Source organism: Rickettsiella endosymbiont of Dermanyssus gallinae (assembly GCF_019285595.1).
GTDB lineage: Bacteria > Pseudomonadota > Gammaproteobacteria > Diplorickettsiales > Diplorickettsiaceae > Rickettsiella_B.
Map to the genome: position 1 here is coordinate 136,050 of NZ_CP079094.1, position 17,073 is coordinate 153,122.

Annotated in this window: 22 protein-coding genes; 17 read left to right on the forward strand and 5 right to left on the reverse strand. The window is 39.7% G+C overall.

The genetic code is table 11. The features are described 5' to 3' along the window. Positions 1-37: 37 nt before the first annotated feature. The 10 genes from KX723_RS09810 (at position 38) to glmU (ending at position 8,305) form a co-directional block, all read left to right on the forward strand. Positions 38-331: an ATP synthase subunit I gene (locus tag KX723_RS09810; RefSeq protein WP_218814221.1), complete on the forward strand. Its 294-nt coding sequence runs from the start codon at positions 38-40 to the stop codon at positions 329-331. Then, positions 328-1,128: a F0F1 ATP synthase subunit A gene (gene atpB / locus KX723_RS00690; protein WP_218814222.1), complete on the forward strand. Its 801-nt coding sequence runs from the start codon at positions 328-330 to the stop codon at positions 1,126-1,128. Before KX723_RS09810 ends, atpB begins: the two co-directional genes overlap by 4 nt. 34 nt (positions 1,129-1,162) lie before the next feature. Continuing rightward, a complete protein-coding gene (atpE, locus tag KX723_RS00695) occupies positions 1,163-1,465 on the forward strand; it encodes a F0F1 ATP synthase subunit C (RefSeq protein ID WP_126323455.1) in 303 nt (100 codons plus the stop codon). A gap of 27 nt (positions 1,466-1,492) precedes the next feature. Beyond that, complete coding sequence (locus KX723_RS00700) at positions 1,493-1,966, forward strand: F0F1 ATP synthase subunit B (protein WP_218814223.1); 474 nt, start codon at positions 1,493-1,495, stop codon at positions 1,964-1,966. Then, the gene (locus tag KX723_RS00705; protein WP_218814224.1) at positions 1,966-2,508 is read left to right on the forward strand and encodes a F0F1 ATP synthase subunit delta; all 543 of its coding nucleotides are present in this window, start codon (positions 1,966-1,968) and stop codon (positions 2,506-2,508) included. Before KX723_RS00700 ends, KX723_RS00705 begins: the two co-directional genes overlap by 1 nt. Positions 2,509-2,523: 15 nt before the next feature. After that, on the forward strand, positions 2,524-4,068 hold the full coding sequence (gene atpA / locus KX723_RS00710) for a F0F1 ATP synthase subunit alpha (RefSeq protein WP_218814225.1): 1,545 nt from the start codon (positions 2,524-2,526) through the stop codon (positions 4,066-4,068). Positions 4,069-4,074: 6 nt separating this feature from the next. Continuing rightward, positions 4,075-4,935, forward strand: a complete 861-nt coding sequence (gene atpG / locus KX723_RS00715; protein ID WP_218814226.1) for a F0F1 ATP synthase subunit gamma — start codon at positions 4,075-4,077, stop codon at positions 4,933-4,935. 66 nt (positions 4,936-5,001) lie between these two features. Next, positions 5,002-6,390, forward strand: coding sequence for a F0F1 ATP synthase subunit beta (gene atpD / locus KX723_RS00720; protein WP_218814227.1), 1,389 nt, complete (start codon positions 5,002-5,004; stop codon positions 6,388-6,390). A gap of 13 nt (positions 6,391-6,403) precedes the next feature. Beyond that, complete coding sequence (locus KX723_RS00725; protein ID WP_218814228.1) at positions 6,404-6,835, forward strand: F0F1 ATP synthase subunit epsilon; 432 nt, start codon at positions 6,404-6,406, stop codon at positions 6,833-6,835. 78 nt (positions 6,836-6,913) lie between these two features. After that, the gene (gene glmU, locus KX723_RS00730; RefSeq protein WP_218814917.1) at positions 6,914-8,305 is read left to right on the forward strand and encodes a bifunctional UDP-N-acetylglucosamine diphosphorylase/glucosamine-1-phosphate N-acetyltransferase GlmU; all 1,392 of its coding nucleotides are present in this window, start codon (positions 6,914-6,916) and stop codon (positions 8,303-8,305) included. Positions 8,306-8,337: 32 nt separating this feature from the next. On the opposite strand, the gene KX723_RS00735 is transcribed toward glmU, so the two are convergent. The 5 genes from KX723_RS00735 to KX723_RS00755 all read right to left on the reverse strand — a co-directional run bounded on the left by KX723_RS00735 (position 8,338) and on the right by KX723_RS00755 (position 11,320). Further along, positions 8,338-8,763, reverse strand: coding sequence for a hypothetical protein (locus tag KX723_RS00735; RefSeq protein WP_218814229.1), 426 nt, complete (start codon positions 8,761-8,763; stop codon positions 8,338-8,340). Between the two features lie 144 nt (positions 8,764-8,907). Then, positions 8,908-9,702 (reverse strand): N-acetylmuramoyl-L-alanine amidase, encoded by a 795-nt coding sequence (locus KX723_RS00740; RefSeq protein ID WP_218814230.1) that lies wholly within the window; start codon positions 9,700-9,702, stop codon positions 8,908-8,910. A 121-nt stretch (positions 9,703-9,823) separates the two neighbouring features. Beyond that, on the reverse strand, positions 9,824-10,279 hold the full coding sequence (locus KX723_RS00745) for a host attachment protein (protein ID WP_218814231.1): 456 nt from the start codon (positions 10,277-10,279) through the stop codon (positions 9,824-9,826). Positions 10,280-10,328: 49 nt separating this feature from the next. Further along, on the reverse strand, positions 10,329-10,991 hold the full coding sequence (rpiA, locus tag KX723_RS00750; RefSeq protein WP_425516605.1) for a ribose-5-phosphate isomerase RpiA: 663 nt from the start codon (positions 10,989-10,991) through the stop codon (positions 10,329-10,331). 119 nt (positions 10,992-11,110) lie between these two features. Beyond that, positions 11,111-11,320, reverse strand: coding sequence for a hypothetical protein (locus KX723_RS00755; protein ID WP_218814233.1), 210 nt, complete (start codon positions 11,318-11,320; stop codon positions 11,111-11,113). A 799-nt stretch (positions 11,321-12,119) separates the two neighbouring features. Between KX723_RS00755 and KX723_RS00760 the strand changes: the two genes are divergently transcribed. The 7 genes from KX723_RS00760 to murA are packed head-to-tail and all read left to right on the forward strand — an operon-like array spanning position 12,120 to position 17,049. Next, complete coding sequence (locus tag KX723_RS00760) at positions 12,120-12,797, forward strand: thiol:disulfide interchange protein DsbA/DsbL (RefSeq protein WP_218814234.1); 678 nt, start codon at positions 12,120-12,122, stop codon at positions 12,795-12,797. Then, positions 12,798-13,589: an ATP-binding cassette domain-containing protein gene (locus KX723_RS00765; RefSeq protein ID WP_218814235.1), complete on the forward strand. Its 792-nt coding sequence runs from the start codon at positions 12,798-12,800 to the stop codon at positions 13,587-13,589. A gap of 9 nt (positions 13,590-13,598) precedes the next feature. Then, a complete protein-coding gene (gene mlaE / locus KX723_RS00770) occupies positions 13,599-14,381 on the forward strand; it encodes a lipid asymmetry maintenance ABC transporter permease subunit MlaE (protein WP_218814918.1) in 783 nt (260 codons plus the stop codon). After that, on the forward strand, positions 14,382-14,852 hold the full coding sequence (mlaD, locus tag KX723_RS00775) for an outer membrane lipid asymmetry maintenance protein MlaD (protein WP_218814236.1): 471 nt from the start codon (positions 14,382-14,384) through the stop codon (positions 14,850-14,852). Then, entirely contained in the window at positions 14,849-15,451 is a 603-nt protein-coding gene (locus KX723_RS00780) for an MlaC/ttg2D family ABC transporter substrate-binding protein (protein WP_246562473.1), read from the forward strand. Before mlaD ends, KX723_RS00780 begins: the two co-directional genes overlap by 4 nt. Next, positions 15,451-15,759 (forward strand): STAS domain-containing protein, encoded by a 309-nt coding sequence (locus KX723_RS00785; RefSeq protein ID WP_218814237.1) that lies wholly within the window; start codon positions 15,451-15,453, stop codon positions 15,757-15,759. Before KX723_RS00780 ends, KX723_RS00785 begins: the two co-directional genes overlap by 1 nt. A gap of 15 nt (positions 15,760-15,774) precedes the next feature. Beyond that, a complete protein-coding gene (gene murA / locus KX723_RS00790; protein ID WP_218814920.1) occupies positions 15,775-17,049 on the forward strand; it encodes a UDP-N-acetylglucosamine 1-carboxyvinyltransferase in 1,275 nt (424 codons plus the stop codon). Positions 17,050-17,073: the final 24 nt, after the last annotated feature.

The window sequence follows — 17,073 nt, forward strand, 5'->3', positions numbered from 1 at the left end:
GGCCTACTAACCTTAGCATCGCTTTTTTTATTACGGCGTGCATTTAACACAGCTGTCGTTTGTAGCCTCTTTTATTAGGGTTTTGCTTTGGGCATTACCGAGTTGTTATTTTGCTAACAAGTTATTTCGTAATGTAGCTAAAGTTTCTTCAGCATCCTTGTTAAGGATATTTTATAAAGCTGAGATAATAAAATTGTTGTTAAGTGGGTTTTTTTTTGTAATGATAATAAAGTTACTATCAGTTAACATACCTGCGCTGGTCACAGGCTATTTCGTTTCCCAGCTGGTTTTTTGGGTACGCTTAATGATGAAAAACAAGGAAGGTCTATGAGTACTCAGTCCTCTGCCGATTACGTTCAACATCACCTTGAGCATTTGACTTTTAACCTGAAGGCTTTAAGTTTTCATGGACAAGGTTTTTGGAATTTAAATCTAGATACCTTCTTTTTATCCTTAGTATTGGGAATAGGGTTTCTATTTTTATTTCGTTGGGTTGCCGTGTCGGCTAAAACGGGTATTCCTGGAAAAATACAAAACTTCGTTGAGATACTCATTGAGTTTGTTGATAAAACGGTAAAGGAATCTTTTCAAGGAACGAGTCAATTAATTGCACCACTGGCATTAACGATTTTTGTTTGGGTGTTTTTAATGAACTTTATGGATTTAATTCCTGTTGATTTTTTACCGACAGTATTGTCATTGTTTGGCGTCACGCATTTCCGATCGGTACCTACCGCTGATCCGAATGCAACGTTTGGTATGTCAATTGCAGTCTTTTGTTTAATCATTTACTATAACCTAAAAATTAAGGGCTTTAAGGGACTCGGTAAGGAAATGCTCATCACGCCATTTGGTCCATATCTGTTTCCTATCAATATTATTTTTCGGTTATTAGAAGAATTTGTACGCCCTATTTCTTTATCATTACGGTTATTTGGAAATTTATTCGCCGGCGAATTAATTTTTATTTTAGTCGCTTTGCTGCCTTGGTGGATACAGTGGACGTTTGGTGGTGTATGGTCAATTTTTCATATTTTGATCATTGTTATCCAGGCATTTATCTTTATGATGTTGACGATCGTTTATTTAAGTATGGCGCATGAGTCTCATGCCGAAGAAGCACATTAATTGTTTATTAATATAAGAGAGGGTATAAAAAATGGTGGAAGTTGCACAAGTTGTTGCTAATGTACAAGGGCTAACCGCTATCGCGGCAGCTTTGTTAGTAGGATTAGCGGCATTAGGGACTGCGATTGGCTTTGGTATTTTAGGCGGGAAGTTTTTAGAAGGTGTTGCTAGGCAGCCTGAATTAACACCCATGTTGATGTTACGAATGTTTTTAATGGCAGGGTTAGTCGATGCATTTGCAGCGATTTCTATCGTAATGGGGCTTTACTTAATTTTTGCTAAAAATCCGTTTTTGGCCGAAGTAATGAAACTGGTAGCAAAGCCAGTAGCCGGTTAAACGAGAATAATTTGAGAGACTGTTGTTGTGGAAATTAATATTACATTAGTCGGCCAGTTAATTACATTCGCTGTTTTTGTCTGGTTTACCATGAGGTTTGTGTGGCCACCTCTCTTGAAGGCGATGAAAGAGCGGGAGCAACATATTGCTGAGGGTTTAGCAGCGGCGGAACGAGGTCAGCATGCCTTAGAATTAGCGCAGCAGAAAGTCGATGAACAGGTGCAGCAGGCTAAACAACAGGCGGCTGAAATTATCGAGCAAGCGAGTAAGCGTGCTAATCAAATGGCTGAAGAATCAAAACAACAGATACGCAAAGAGAATGAGCGTCTATTATCAATAGCGCAAGCAGATATTCAGCAAGAGTGGCAAACAGCTCAAGAAAAATTACGTGCGGAAGCGGCTAGTTTGGCTACGACAATGGCTGAGAAAATTTTAAAACAAGCACTGGATAAGCGGGAAGTTCAACAGGCTTTAGTTAAACAATCCTTGGAAGAGATTTAATGGCAGATATGAGCTGGACATCTATTGCAAGGCCTTATGCCAAAGCTGCATTCAATGCGGCGGTGGAAGAGGAAAACTTAGAAAGTTGGTCTGCATTGCTTAATCAAGCCACGTTGATTGTAAACGATAAAGCAATGCAAGTTTTATTAAAAGATCCTCGCTTTGACAAGATGGCTGCTTATGAGTGCTTGCTGGCGGCGTGTAAACGCCAGATGTTTAGCAGTGGAGAGAATTTTTTAAAACTGATTGCGCTTCATCAACGTTTATTGGTTCTGCCAGAGATTAAACAGTTGTTCGAGCATTATATGGCTGAGCGGGCTAATCAAATTACGGTACAAGCGGTTTCTGCTATTCCTTTAACGCAGACAGAAGGCTTAGCATTAACAAGTGTTTTAGAAAAACGGTTACAACGAGAAGTTAAATTAGATTACGCGGTTGATGACAGTTTATTAGGCGGACTTGTTGTCCGAGTGGGCGATTTAGTCATCGATAGTTCTGTACGCGGTAAGCTAGAACGTTTACGTGCGACATTAGTGAATTAAATATAGAGGCAAAGTATGCAGCAACTAACTACATCAGAAATTAGCGAATTAATTAAAGCGCGTATACAGAAATTTGATGTCTCTGCCGAAACGCGTACAGAAGGAAGTATTGTCAGTGTTTCTGACGGGATTGTACGTATTTATGGTTTAAACGATGTAATGCTGGGTGAAATGATAGAGTTTCCCGGCCAATGTTATGGTTTAGCTTTAAATTTAGAGCGAGACTCCGTGGGTGCTGTTGTACTAGGTGATTATGAAGCCCTGAGTGAAGGCCAAACAGTCAAATGTACAGGACGTATTTTAGAAGTTCCTGTTGGCGAAGCGTTATTAGGTCGTGTCGTGAATGCCTTAGGACAAGCCATTGATGGTCGTGGCCCTATCCAAAGCGAAATGAGTGCGCCTATAGAACAGATAGCGCCAGGGGTTATTTGGCGTCAAAGCGTCTCTCAACCATTACAGACAGGTATTCTTGCTATCGATAGTATGGTACCCGTTGGGCGTGGTCAGCGTGAATTGATTATTGGTGATAGGCAGACGGGTAAAACGGCATTGGCTATTGATGCCATCATCAATCAAAAAGGTACAGGCGTAAAATGTATCTATGTGGCCATAGGTCAAAAAGCTTCTTCGATTGCAACTGTTGTTAGAAAGCTAGAAGAGCATGACGCGTTAAAACATACCATTATTGTTTCAGCCAGTGCGGCTGATTCCGCTGCTATGCAGTTTATTGCCCCTTATGCCGGTTGCGCGATGGGGGAATATTTCCGTGATCAAGGTCAAGATGCACTTATTATTTATGATGATTTGACCAAACAAGCTTGGGCATATAGACAGATCTCCTTATTATTGCGTAGACCGCCAGGCCGTGAAGCGTATCCCGGTGATATTTTTTATTTACATTCTCGTTTATTGGAGCGTGCTTCGCGCGTAAATGCGGAGTTTGTTGAGAAAGCAACGAATGGGCGTGTTAAAGGCCAAACAGGTTCATTGACTGCACTGCCTATTATTGAAACACAAGCGGGCGACGTGTCTGCTTTCGTTCCTACTAACGTTATTTCTATTACCGATGGTCAAATCTTTTTAGAAACCGATTTATTTAATTCAGGTATTCGTCCTGCGATTAATGCCGGTTTATCTGTTTCACGGGTAGGTTCTGCAGCACAGACTAAAATTATTAAAAAATTAGGCGGCGGTGTTCGATTGAGCTTAGCTCAATATCGTGAATTAGCGGCTTTTTCACAATTTATGTCAGATTTAGATGAGGCAACACGTAAGCAGCTTGAACGTGGCCAACGTGTAACAGAAGTATTAAAACAAAAACAATATTCGCCTTTTAGTGTGGGTGAAATGGCCGTGATTTTATTTGCAGCCGACCAAGGTTATTTAGATGACGTTGAGTTAACCAAGATTGTTTCTTTCTCTGAAGGATTATTGGCTTATATGCGAGCAGAGAAAGCGGATTGTTTAGCGGAGATCAATAAGAAGGGTGATTATAACCAGAGTATTATTGATGCATTGGGGCAAGCAATTACTTCCTTTAAAACAACACAAACGTGGTAATAACGGATGAGTTTTGCACAAGAAATTCGCGGTAAGATTTCCAGTATAAAAGGTACACAAAAAATTACGTGTGCTATGGAAATGGTTGCGGCGAGTAAAATGCGTAAGGCACAAGAGCGTATGACGCTTTCTCGCCCTTATGCGCATAAAATGTTGGATGTTATTAGCCATATTGCCAGCAGCCATGCTGAATATCAGCATCCTTATTTACAGGTACGAGAAATTAAGCGTGCTGGGTTTATCATTATTACAACGGATAAAGGACTTTGCGGCGGCTTAAATTCTAATTTATTAAAAATGGCATTGCAGCAATTCCAAGCATGTAAAGAGAAAGATATTGCTATTGATCTTGCTGTTATTGGTGGAAAAGGGGAAGCTTTTTTTAAACGGGTCGGTGGAAATATTGTTGCGCATGCTGATCATTTAGGCGATGCGCCACAGTTACAGGATTTAATTGGGGTTATTAAGGTTTTGTTAGATGCGTATAAACAAGGTGAACTTGATAGTTTAACGATTATTTATAATGAATTTATTAATACCATGACACAAAAGCCCAAAGCTTTATCATTGTTGCCCATTGTACCACCTGAAAAATCAAAATTAAATTATCATTGGGATTATCTTTACGAGCCTGATGCAAAGCCTTTACTGGAATTGATATTAACGCGTTATATTGAATCACAAGTTTATCAAAGTGTTGTAGAGAATGTAGCGTGTGAGCAAGCAGCAAGAATGGTAGCCATGAAAAGTGCTACTGACAATGCAGGTGAACTGATAAATGATCTGCAGCTAGCCTATAATAAGGCCCGTCAAGCCTCTATTACAAAAGAATTAGCGGAGATAGTCGCAGGAAGCGCAGCAGTTTAGATGACACTCGTAGATAAACATTCAAGTGTAAAGAATATGTTCCATGAATAAACGAAGAGAAGAGTTATGAAGCAATCAGAATCTACCGGAAACATTGTTGAAATTATTGGCGCCGTCGTTGACGTCCAATTTTCACGCGGACACGTGCCTAACATTTATGATGCATTGATGGTGGATGACGAGGGTTTAATACTCGAAGTTCAACAGCAATTAGGTGACGGTGTTGTTCGTACTATTGCAATGGGTACCAGTGATGGTTTAAAGCGGGGTTTAAAGGTAAGCAATAGTGGAGCACCTATTAGTGTGCCTGTAGGTAAACAAACCTTGGGACGTATTATAGATGTTTTAGGTCAGCCTATTGATGAGGCCGGCCCAATTAATGAAGAATTACGTTTACCGATTCATCGTAAAGCGCCTAGTTTTGCAGAGCAAGCTGCTAATGAGCAACTCTTAGAGACAGGTATCAAAGTGATTGATCTACTTTGTCCTTTTGCCAAGGGCGGTAAAGTAGGTTTATTTGGTGGTGCGGGTGTAGGTAAAACTGTCAACATGATGGAACTTATCCGTAATATTGCTATTGAACATAGTGGTTATTCCGTATTTGCTGGTGTTGGTGAGCGTACACGGGAAGGAAATGATTTCTACCACGAAATGAAAGAATCTAACGTTTTAGATAAAGTGTCATTGGTCTATGGACAGATGAATGAACCACCAGGCAATCGTTTGCGTGTAGCACTGACCGGTTTAACCGTTGCAGAAAATTTTCGTGATGAAGGCCGTGATGTTTTATTATTTATCGATAATATTTATCGTTATACGCTCGCTGGCGTTGAAGTATCTGCGTTATTAGGTCGTATGCCCTCAGCGGTAGGTTATCAACCAACATTGGCTGCTGAAATGGGTGCTTTGCAAGAACGTATTACCTCAACTAAAACAGGTTCTATCACCTCTATCCAAGCGGTATATGTACCTGCCGACGATTTGACGGATCCTTCGCCAGCAACTACCTTTGCACATTTAGATGCTACCGTTGTATTGTCGCGGCAAATTGCTGAATTAGGGATTTATCCTGCTATTGATCCACTCGACTCTAATAGCCGTCAGCTTGATCCGTTGATTGTTGGTGAAGAGCATTATACAGTAGCGCGTGCAGTACAAAAAACCTTGCAGCGTTATAAAGAATTAAAGGACATCATTGCTATTTTAGGCATGGATGAATTATCAGAACAAGATAAGCTTACTGTCATGCGCGCACGTAAAGTACAGCGGTTTTTATCACAACCATTCTTTGTTGCAGAAATATTTACCGGTTCACCTGGTAAATATGTCAGTCTTAAAGAGACGATTCGTGGTTTTAAAGCGATATTAAATGGCGAATATGACGATGTACCAGAACAAGCATTTTATATGGTTGGTGGTATTGACGAAGTAGCGACAAAAGCAAAGGCCTTATAGGGTTTTAAGTATCATGACGAAGACCATGCAGGTTGACATAGTTAGTGCTGAAACTGAGATTTTTTCGGGTCAAGTTGCGCACCTAGTTGTTAGCGGGTTGCTCGGAGAGTTAGGCATTTATCCAGGACACACACAACTTGTCACCGCATTAAAGCCGGGATCTGTTCGGCTTGTAAAGCCGGATGGAGAGGATGAAGTTCTCTATATTTCGGGCGGTATATTAGAAGTTCAGCCAGAGCTTATTACGCTTTTAGCGGATACAGCAGTTCGGGCAGCTGATTTAGATGAGATGGCGGCATTAGAAGCGAAACAGCGTGCCGAGCATGCCTTAAGCGATAAACAAGCTGATATCGATTATGCAAAAGCAACGGTAGAGCTCGCCCAAGCGGTTGCACAATTGCAAGCGATTGCTAAGTTAAAGCAGAAAGCGACAGGAAAGCGTTAAATTACAGGATAGAGTCTATTTCCTAGCGCCAATATGGTCTGTTTTTAAGCAGATGGGTTGGGACAAAAAGCTTCAACCATGAAATCAAACAAACTATCACACCCGAAAAAAAAATTTCTTGATGTCATTATTCTTGCTGCGGGTCATGGCAAGCGTATGCATTCTAATTTACCTAAAGTTTTGCATAAACTTGCTGGGAAACCATTGCTACAGTACATTGTAGAAACGGTTAGTCAATTAAATCCACAGGCTATTCATGTCGTATATGGGAATGGTGGAGGCCAAGTACCTAATTATTTGGCTGATTTAGCGGTTAATTGGGTTAAACAAAAAGAAATTTTAGGCACGGGTCATGCCGTCGCACAAGCGATACCACAGATTAAAAATGATAAGAGCCAGGTGCTTATTTTATTGGGAGATACCCCTCTCATTCATTTGAGTACTTTAAAAAAATTAATTGCTAATACAAAACCGGATGAAATTGGGTTGATCACCTTAACAACGCCCTACCCATTTGGATTAGGTCGTATTTTACGTAATGCAAAAGGGAAAGTTGCTCAAATAATTGAAGAAAAGGAGGCAACAGCGGCACAAAAAAAAATACAGGAAGTAAATAGTGGTATTTTTTATGTCCCGGTTAAATTATTACAACAATGGCTTCCTAACCTTAAAAAAATGAATGCGCAAGGTGAATACTATTTAACGGATATCATTGAAATGGCAGTCAATTCAAAAATTAACGTGGTAACAGTTTCATCCGATATTGAAGGTGAAACGCAAGGCATTAATGATCGGGTACAGCTCGCTAAACTGGAGCGTCATTATCAGCAAAGCCAAGCAGAAAAGCTCATGTTAAAAGGACTTACTTTGCATGATCCGAATCGTTTTGATTTACGAGGTAAATTAACAATAGGAAAAGATGTTGTTATTGATATCAATGTTATTTTAGAAGGCGAAAATACCATTGGGGCAAATAGTTATATAGGGCCAAATACAACACTCAAAAATGTCAAACTGGGTGCCGGTGTAGAAATTAAAGGCTATTGTATGATTGAAGATGCGATTATTGAGGATAATTGTATTATTGGCCCCTTTGCACGCATTCGACCAGGGACTAAGTTAAAGAATAACGTTCATATTGGCAATTTTGTTGAAGTTAAAAATAGCCAGATTCAATCAGAAACTAAGATTAATCACCTCAGTTATATTGGTGATGCAAAGATTGGAAAAAACGTTAATGTAGGCGCCGGCACTATTACTTGTAATTATGACGGCGTTAAAAAACACCAGACAATCATTGAAGATGACGTGTTTATTGGTTCCAATACAGCATTAGTAGCACCTATTCGCGTAGGGGAAAAAGCAACCATAGGTGCTGGTTCTACCTTAAGTAAAGCGGTGCCTGCAGGAAAGTTAACGGTTAGTCGAGCAGAGACACGGACTATATCGAGTTGGAAACGTCCTAAATAATAATTTAAATCGGCAAGTGTATTTGCTTGAGTTTAAGGATTATTTGGTGCATTTGTTGAGGATGAATGTGCATGGATGTTGTGGGTAGCAACCCCAGGATTCGGGGTTATTATTTGGCCGCGCGCAATAGACTGAGTGAGCTGAGTTTCTAGTACCGTTATTTTTTCCTGTAGCCTTATCATATGGCCTTCTAGTTGTCCAATTCGCGAAGTCTTAGTTGTTAATTCTTGCTGTAATGTCATGTATCTTTGCTGAGAGCTAATATGATCATGAATCATACTGTTTAGATCTCGCGTTAATTCTATTATTTCTCTACGTAAAGTACGGTTTTCTTCAAGTGCCCACTGCATGTGTTGACATAGCTGATTAAATTGTTGAATTAATACCTGATTGCTATGTGTCATCTCTGCCAGTCTGCTTCTCAATACCTGTGGATTATTGTAGGGTCTATGAAACATTTTTGAATCCTATGGGTGGACACTAGGTTTAGAGAATATAGTCGGAATTGTTTTTTTTTCCAGGAGAAACAAATAAATCTATACTCACGGTAGTGGGATTTTCGGCAAGACACCGTGAAAATGAAGCAATCTTCATTTTTTATCTTAGTTTAAAAAATATTTTTTTAGTAAATTTTCAAGGATTGCAAAGGTTTCAGCATCCGGATTGCCCGAATAATCCCGAGCTCTGAAATGCATTTGAAAGGCTTGTAAAACAGTACGAGTCTGTGCGTCGAGGGTTCCTGTTATTTCAATCGCGTAGCCATAGGCCTGTAAATTTTTTTGTAAACTTAAAATATCAATCTCATTCGAATGATTATATCCAAGCTCTTCTTCTTCAAACCATGCCCCAATACCATTTTCATAGAGTGTTTTCCAAGGAAATAGAGGGCCAGGATCAACTTTTCGCCCCGGTGCTATATCACTATGTCCAATGACACAGGTAGGATGGATTTGATAGCGCGCAATAATAATTTTTGCTAATTCAATAACGCTTTCAATCTGATAATCAATAAAAGGATACCAGAGTCGTTTCTTATTTTTATCGCTATAGCCTAAATTAACAATCTCTATTCCAATAGACGAATCATTTAGGTTTAGTCTTTTCTGCCATGTACTAGCGCCCGCATGCCAAGCCCGTTTTTTTTCATCAACCAGTTGGAAAATTTGTCTTTTTCCACTCATGCTCTTTTCAGGAATAAGATAATGTGCGCTCACCTGAGTGTTAGGGTCAGTTAACGCTTTTAACGAAGTTTTAAGGTCAAGCGCGGTGTAATGTAAAACTAAAGAAAAGATCCGTTGATTGGCGTTAGGTGAAGCATGACTTTTATCAATAACTATACTCTTCGCACTTGAATTTTCAGCTGTGTTTCCGCTCGATTCACAATCCTCATGTACCATGAATACACTCCGGTTGCTTCATTCTCGCGGCGCCTTGCCGAAAATCCCATTGCTGTGAGTATAAGTTGTTATTGGTAGGGGTTGACGCTGCAGCTATTCCTGACATTTATGAGAGATCCACTTATAATTTATTTGAACGGACAATATCCCACCAATTTCCTTTTAAATAGTCAATTAATTGCGAGGCATCTGCTTCAACAAAATTTTTTTTAATATTGACTAACAAAGTATGTTCAACTTGTTTATCAAGGTTGTTTAGCAGGGCACCACCTACATGCGGCGGGGCACATAAAATGAGTTGTTTATATTGATGGCTATCAAGCCCTTTTTTTAATAAATCAGCTAAATTTCGGGTGAAGCGATCTAGCTCTACTTCGTGGGGATCGCTGGGTGCTTCATAGGCGCCTTTAGCAGAGTGCATGGTTTGATAGTGGCCAGGCTTATCCGTTAGTAAATCACTGTTTTTTAGATGCCCACTTGGATTTGTTAGGCTTTCTAAAAGCGTTAGTTTATGTTCCTTTGGTTCATAAGAATAAATATGACCTACACTACTGTTTAAACCGATGATCCAAATCATTTTTACCCCTTTACTTATCAATAAAGTATAGCAGTTTCTGTTTATTATCCTATCTTTCTGTTTTTTTAATGCCGGTGCTTGTTGCTAGTAATAATGTATTGGCGGGACGTTGAGCAAATAGTCCATTGCAAACAACACCAGGAATATTATTAAGGAGTCGTTCTAGGCGGATAGGATCAGTGAAGTCCCAGTTTTGAGTATCTAAAATAATATTTCCATTATCGGTAATGAAATTATCGCGATAAATAGGGAAGCCTCCTAGTTTAACAATTTCTCTTGCAACATAACTACGCCCCATAGGAATAACTTCGATGGGAAGTGCGCCTTGTCCTAATAATCCAACGTATTTGCTTTCGTCAGCGATACAAATAAAGTGTTTACTCGCAGCCGCTATAATTTTTTCGCGTGTTAAAGCCCCGCCACCCCCTTTTATTAGTTGTAATTGGAGATTGACTTCGTCAGCGCCATCGATGTAAAGCGCTAGCTTACCCGCGGTATTAAGATTTAAAATAGGAATACCGTGCTGCTTTAAATATTTTTCTGTACTAACAGAGGCAGCAACAACACCTTCAATTTTTGCTTTTACAGAGGCTAATGCGGTTATAAAGTGATTGACAGTGGAACCACTTCCTAAGCCAATAATTTGTCCTGTTTTAATATAGTCTAATGCGGCTTCAGCTGAAGCCTTTTTTAAATCCTCTTGATTTTTCATCATAATAGATAGATTACCTTGCTAAAAGTTTAGGCTGAATTCAAAAACGCGCTACATTTGCTTTATAATGCATCAAATTCCACTTTTTAAATATGACGTAAGGAAAAAGAACGGCGTTGCTAACTATCTATATCGTTTTCTGTACCGACAATATAGCCGATAAGCGCGGCTTCTTCTTGTGAAAAGCCATTTAAAAGCAAGGGATCATTAAAAATATGACGCGCGCTGCTCATAAAATAGAGTCCTTTACCTAGGATATTAATCATCAGTTTGCTTCCTCGATATTGCGCAATAATTTGATAGCGTATTTGATTCGAGATAGTCCACATAATTTATCTCCATAAAAAATGATTAAATAAGAGAGCCCTTAGTGTTGTATTTAAATATCCCTATCGTCTTCTATGAAGAAAATTTCGTATGTCTCCAGAGGATTTTATATTGTTTTTAATTTAATTTTTTATTTTGTAATTTATAAAATTTACACATCCTCAGCACTATAGTATTACCTATCAGAGATTATTTCAATGTCCTAAACTTCGCAAAAGGAGAAGAATAATCAAAGAGTTAAGAAAAATTTATCGAGTTGGTAAACTAAAATTAAATCAATTTGGATAAGTAATTAAAAGGGAAATAATAAAAATTTAAGATTAAAAATATTTGATGGCTAAAAGCCGATAAGCTTGGCACAGCAGAAAAAACGATATAATTTATAAATATTATTTATAACCATCAGTTTAGTCGATTGTTTAAAATAAAAATTTATATTTTTACTGCGTAGTCATAAATTACAGTTATATTTTTTGTTTGAAAAGGGAAACTTCATTTTTTTTATAACCGTTAATAGCGTTGATCTTAAATATAAATTTGCGCTGACACTTTTTATGCAATGGAGCCTAGTCATTCTCCGTCAGCGTTAGCAACTTAATAATGACAACGCGTAGGTATTTTTTTGGGTCACCAATAAGGTCAGGTATCGTTTTCTGTCTGAGCATATTCTCAATGTGGGGGCTATCTAGTACATGTACATTCCTTCTTTACTGTATAGGTGTAGTCGCTTAACGTTTTTCTATAAGCTATGTTATGCTTGGTCATTTTTATTGCTCTGACGTCTTTATAAAAGAGGGCCGTATGCTTAAATTGACTGTCCGTAGTCTGGCGTTACTGATTTTATCCACCCTATTGCTAGCTTGTGGAAAGGTGAGTAATTATAAACCTATCCCCCCTACTGATTTCCAAGCAGGGAGAGACTATCAAGTTATTTCTAGTTCGCAAATTACTCCTATAGTAGGCCCTAAAGAAGTTATAGAGGTCAAAGAGTTTTTTAATTATGCCTGCCCGGCTTGTTACCATTTTGAGCCGATCTTAGAGAAGTGGTTAGCTAAAAAACCTGCTTATGTGAAGTTTGAACGTATACCTATTATATTTCAGCCTAGTTGGCGCAGTTTAGCGCGCGCTTATTATATAGCCCAGATGTTAGGCGTAGAGAGACGATTGACGCCCGCTATATTTAAGGCTATTCATGTTGAGAGGCAGGATTTGTCTGACCCTAAATTACAAGAAGCCTTTTTTATTAAAGAAGGCGTTAAACAACAAGAATTTGAAAGTATGGCGAGCTTTTCGCCGGGTATTGACGCACAGTTATTACGTAGTGATACCTTGATGCAAGACGCTAAAATTGTTGCTGCGCCAACATTGGTAGTAGGTAACCGGTATAAAGTTGATCCTAGTCTTGTAGGCGGAGACCCGACTCGTTTTTTACAAGTGGTTGATTATTTAATTGAGAAAGTGAGAAAAGGGGAAGATTGATTGGACAATTTAGTCGAGGTTCGACGTTTGTCTTTTGAACGTAATGGCCGCACCGTCTTTTCCGATATCGACCTGACTATCCCGCGTGGGGAAATTACTGCGATTATGGGGCCAAGTGGTTGTGGTAAAACAACCCTTTTACGCTTAATAGGTGGTCAGCTTAAACCCAAGACCGGGACTGTACAGATTAATGACAGAGTCATTAATAATTTATCGCGAACACAGCTTTATGCGCTACGTCGCAAGATAGGTATTTTATTCCAAAGCGGCGCCCTATTTACGAACTTAAATGTTTTTGAAAATATTGCCTTCCCTCTGCGAGAACACACACAGCTACCTGATTTTATGATTCGTGATATTGTGCTGATGAAATTAGAATCTGTGGGGTTGCGAGGAACGGCTGAACTCATGCCTAGTCAGCTATCGGGTGGTATGGCACGTCGTATTGCATTAGCCCGAGCGATTGCGCTTGATCCAGAACTTATTATGTATGATGAACCTTTTACCGGTTTAGACCCTATTGCACTGGGCGTTATTATTAAGCTGATTTGTGATTTGAACCGAGCATTATCCATGACGACGATTTTGGTCTCGCATGATGTACAAGAGGTAATGCGTATTGCGGATTATATTTATTTGATTGTAAGCGGCAAGATTATTGGTCGAGGGACGCCGGAAGATTTAAGCATGAATAAAAACCCTGAGCTTGAGCAATTTTTGCAAGGCTTACCCGATGGCGTTGTTCCATTTCATTATCCCGCCATCGATTATATTCAAGATTTGTTTCATTAAACTATGTGGATAACTAACAAATTAAGTGAATTGGGCCGAATTGGCTTAGGATTACTGATGGATCTCGGGCGCTCGGGGTTATTTTTTTGGCATGCGCTTTATCGTAGACCACATTTTAGAAAAAGCTTTCCTTTGCTGATAGAGCAACTGTATTTTATCGGTGTACTTTCGCTGCTCATTATTATTTTATCGGGATTATTTATTGGTATGGTCGTTGGATTACAGGGCTATAATACCTTAGATAAATTTGGCGCAAGTCAACAATTAGGTCAGCTTGTGGCTTTGAGTGTTGTTCGAGAATTAGGTCCCGTCGTGACGGCACTATTGTTTGCAGGACGCGCAGGTTCAGCGTTGACTGCGGAAATTGGTTTAATGAAATCAACCGAGCAGTTGGCAAGTATGGAAATGATGGGTGTTGATCCACTGCGACGTGTTATTGCCCCTCGTTTTTGGGCAGGTTTTATCTCAATGCCTTTATTAGCCATTATTTTTAGCACGGTTGCTATTTGGGGAGGCTACTTAGTAGGGGTAGTATGGCTAGGCGTCGATGGCGGTACTTTTTGGGGAGCGATGCAAGCCTCAGTTGATTTTTATGATGATATTATCAATGGGATAATAAAAAGTATCGTTTTTGGGATCGTCGTGACGTGGATTGCTGTCTTTCAAGGTTATGATACGGTACCAACAGCGCAGGGAATTGGGCGCGCTACAACTCGCACGGTTGTTTATTCTTCTTTAGCGGTGCTGAGTTTAGATTTTATATTAACGGCTGTGATGATGGGAGGGTGGTAAGTGCGCGATAGGATAATAGAGGTTTGGGTTGGCCTATTTATGTTATGCAGTATTATTGCCGTACTTATTTTAGCGCTTAAGGTAAGTGGTTTAAGTAATACCATTGGAAGTAATGGCTATACCATTACGGCAGATTTTGATAATATCGGCGGGCTTAAAGTGCGTTCTCCCGTTACCTTAGCGGGTGTTCGGATTGGTCAAGTTTCTGCCATAAAGCTAGATAGTGCGCGGTTTAAAGCAATAGTAACGATGCAACTTGATGCGAACCAACAACAATTGCCGGCGGATACATCCGCGAGTATCCAAACTCAAGGATTATTAGGCGCTAATTACATTAGCCTTAGGCCTGGGTTTGATCAAAGTTTTTTAAAGAATGGAAGTGTTATTCAAGATACGCATCCCGCGTTGATCCTAGAGGACTTAATTGGGCAACTCGTATTCAGTTTAAAGAACTCAGGGGGAAAACAGTGAAAAAGTTTATTTTATCTATGATTGGCTTATTAGCTTGTACAGCGGTATGGGCTATTTCTTCGCCGCTTGATTTGCTGCAAACCACATCAAATCAATTGATTACGACTTTGCAACAAAACCAAGCCACATTAAAAACAAAACCACAGCTTGTGTATGGCATCGTTAATCAAATTTTATTGCCACATGTAGACTTAGCGAGTATGTCAAGAATAGCATTAGGTAGAGATGCATGGATGCAAGCGAGCCCTGCGCAAAGACAAGCTTTTACTCAGCAATTTACTACCTTATTAATTCGTACTTATTCAAGTGCTTTAGCACAATATACGGATGAAAAAGTAAATTTTCTGCCGTTACGGGGTGACTTCAATGCAGAGACACGTGTGCAAGTTAATAGTAATATTATTCGTGACTCAGGGCCTGCTATCAATGTCAGTTACCGATTGATGCGAGTGGGCGAACAATGGAAACTTTACGACTTTAGTGTCGATGGTATTAGTTTAGTGCAAAGTTTTCGTTCTCAGTTTGCGCAAGAACTACAACAAGCGGGTATTGATGGCTTGATAAATAAGCTCGCACAGCATAATGCGCAAAATAACTAATGAACAACCCATCTAATTTGTTTCAAAAGCGTGACAATGCTTATTGTCTTTCGGGCGAATTAAGTTTTGATACGGTACCCCGGCTGTGGCAACAAAGTCAGGAAGTGTTAAAAGATAAAGCATCATCGGTTATTTTTGATTTAGCAGAAGTAACCCAAAGCGATAGTAGTGGCGTTGCTTTATTGATTGCTTGGACACGGAATATTCGTCGTCAATCACGAACAATTCATTTTGTGCATTTGCCTAAGCAAATGTTAGCAATAATCCAGCTTGCTGGCCTAAAAAACATCATACCGATAAAAATTTAAATAGAGAGTTAAATGGTGGATAAACTTATTATTAAGGGAGGGACACCGTTGCAGGGTGAGGTGCGAATTTCTGGCGCTAAGAATGCAACCTTACCTATTTTAGCGGCTTGTTTATTGTCAAAAGAGCCTATTACTTTATTTAATGTTCCACATTTGCAAGATGTGACGACCATGGTGGAACTTCTGAGCGGTATGGGTGCTCAATTCATGATTGGTGAGCGCATGAGCTTAGAAGTGAATGCGCGTGATCTGATCGATTCCTATGCACCTTATGCACTTGTTCGAAAAATGCGTGCTTCTATTCTTGTATTAGGGGCATTGTTAGCACGTTGTGGTGAAGCCATTGTTTCTTTGCCAGGTGGTTGTGCGATTGGAACGCGGCCCGTTAATCTGCATATCCAAGGACTGCAGGCAATGGGCGTGAAGATGAGTGTTGAGAATGGTTATATCAAGGCTAAAGCAAAGGGACGATTACAAGGTGCTATTATTCAGCTCGATACGATTACAGTAACGGGAACAGAGAATTTAATGATGGCAGCAACGTTAGCAAAAGGAAAAACCGTTATAAAAAATGCGGCGCGTGAACCAGAAGTAGTTGATTTAGCTAATTTTTTAAATAGCATCGGCGCTAATATTAGCGATGCCGGAACAGATACCATCACTATCGAAGGTGTTCAGCAGCTAACAGGTGGTTATTACCGAATTTTACCTGATCGAATTGAAGCAGCTACTTACCTTATTGCAACAGCTTGTACGCGAGGATTTATTCGTTTAAAAGATATAGAAGCGAAACATTTAGAAGCGGTTATTCATACATTACGAGAAGCCGGTGCAGAAATTACCATTGGCGATCATTGGATTGAATTGGATATGCGTAATAAACGCGCAAAAGCAGTTAATGTTATTACGGCACCCTACCCGGCCTTTCCTACCGATGTTCAAGCACAAATTATGGCAATGAATATCACGGCAGAAGGAACTGGAACCATTACCGAAACGGTTTTTGAAAACCGCTTTATGCATGCGCAAGAAATGCGTCGTATGAGCGCAGATATCACATTAAAAGGTAATACCGCTATTTGTAAGGGCGTTGAGAAGTTAACCGGTGCAGAGGTGATGGCCACGGATTTACGTGCCTCTGCGAGTTTGGTTCTTGCAGGATTGACAGCAGAAGGTGAAACGACAGTCAATCGAATCTATCATATTGATCGCGGTTATGAGTGTATAGAAGAAAAACTGTCACAATTAGGTGGCAAGATTAGGCGTATCTCTGTGTCAGAAGCGCCATAATCCGTTCTTAATTTGTTGATTGCT

Bases quoted from the DNA above. Each gene is read 5' to 3' on its own strand.
- KX723_RS00735 (WP_218814229.1), bottom strand. From the start codon at position 8,763: ATGTTTCATAGACCCTACAATAATCCACAGGTATTGAGAAGCAGACTG.
- atpD (WP_218814227.1), top strand. From the start codon at position 5,002: ATGAAGCAATCAGAATCTACCGGAAACATTGTTGAAATTATTGGCGCC.
- atpB (WP_218814222.1), top strand. From the start codon at position 328: ATGAGTACTCAGTCCTCTGCCGATTACGTTCAACATCACCTTGAGCAT.
- atpG (WP_218814226.1), top strand. From the start codon at position 4,075: ATGAGTTTTGCACAAGAAATTCGCGGTAAGATTTCCAGTATAAAAGGT.
- KX723_RS00705 (WP_218814224.1), top strand. From the start codon at position 1,966: ATGGCAGATATGAGCTGGACATCTATTGCAAGGCCTTATGCCAAAGCT.
- glmU (WP_218814917.1), top strand. From the start codon at position 6,914: ATGAAATCAAACAAACTATCACACCCGAAAAAAAAATTTCTTGATGTC.
- KX723_RS00760 (WP_218814234.1), top strand. From the start codon at position 12,120: ATGCTTAAATTGACTGTCCGTAGTCTGGCGTTACTGATTTTATCCACC.
- KX723_RS00725 (WP_218814228.1), top strand. From the start codon at position 6,404: ATGACGAAGACCATGCAGGTTGACATAGTTAGTGCTGAAACTGAGATT.
- atpA (WP_218814225.1), top strand. From the start codon at position 2,524: ATGCAGCAACTAACTACATCAGAAATTAGCGAATTAATTAAAGCGCGT.
- KX723_RS00755 (WP_218814233.1), bottom strand. From the start codon at position 11,320: ATGTGGACTATCTCGAATCAAATACGCTATCAAATTATTGCGCAATAT.
- KX723_RS00785 (WP_218814237.1), top strand. From the start codon at position 15,451: ATGAACAACCCATCTAATTTGTTTCAAAAGCGTGACAATGCTTATTGT.
- KX723_RS00745 (WP_218814231.1), bottom strand. From the start codon at position 10,279: ATGATTTGGATCATCGGTTTAAACAGTAGTGTAGGTCATATTTATTCT.
- rpiA (WP_425516605.1), bottom strand. From the start codon at position 10,991: ATGAAAAATCAAGAGGATTTAAAAAAGGCTTCAGCTGAAGCCGCATTA.
- KX723_RS00740 (WP_218814230.1), bottom strand. From the start codon at position 9,702: ATGGTACATGAGGATTGTGAATCGAGCGGAAACACAGCTGAAAATTCA.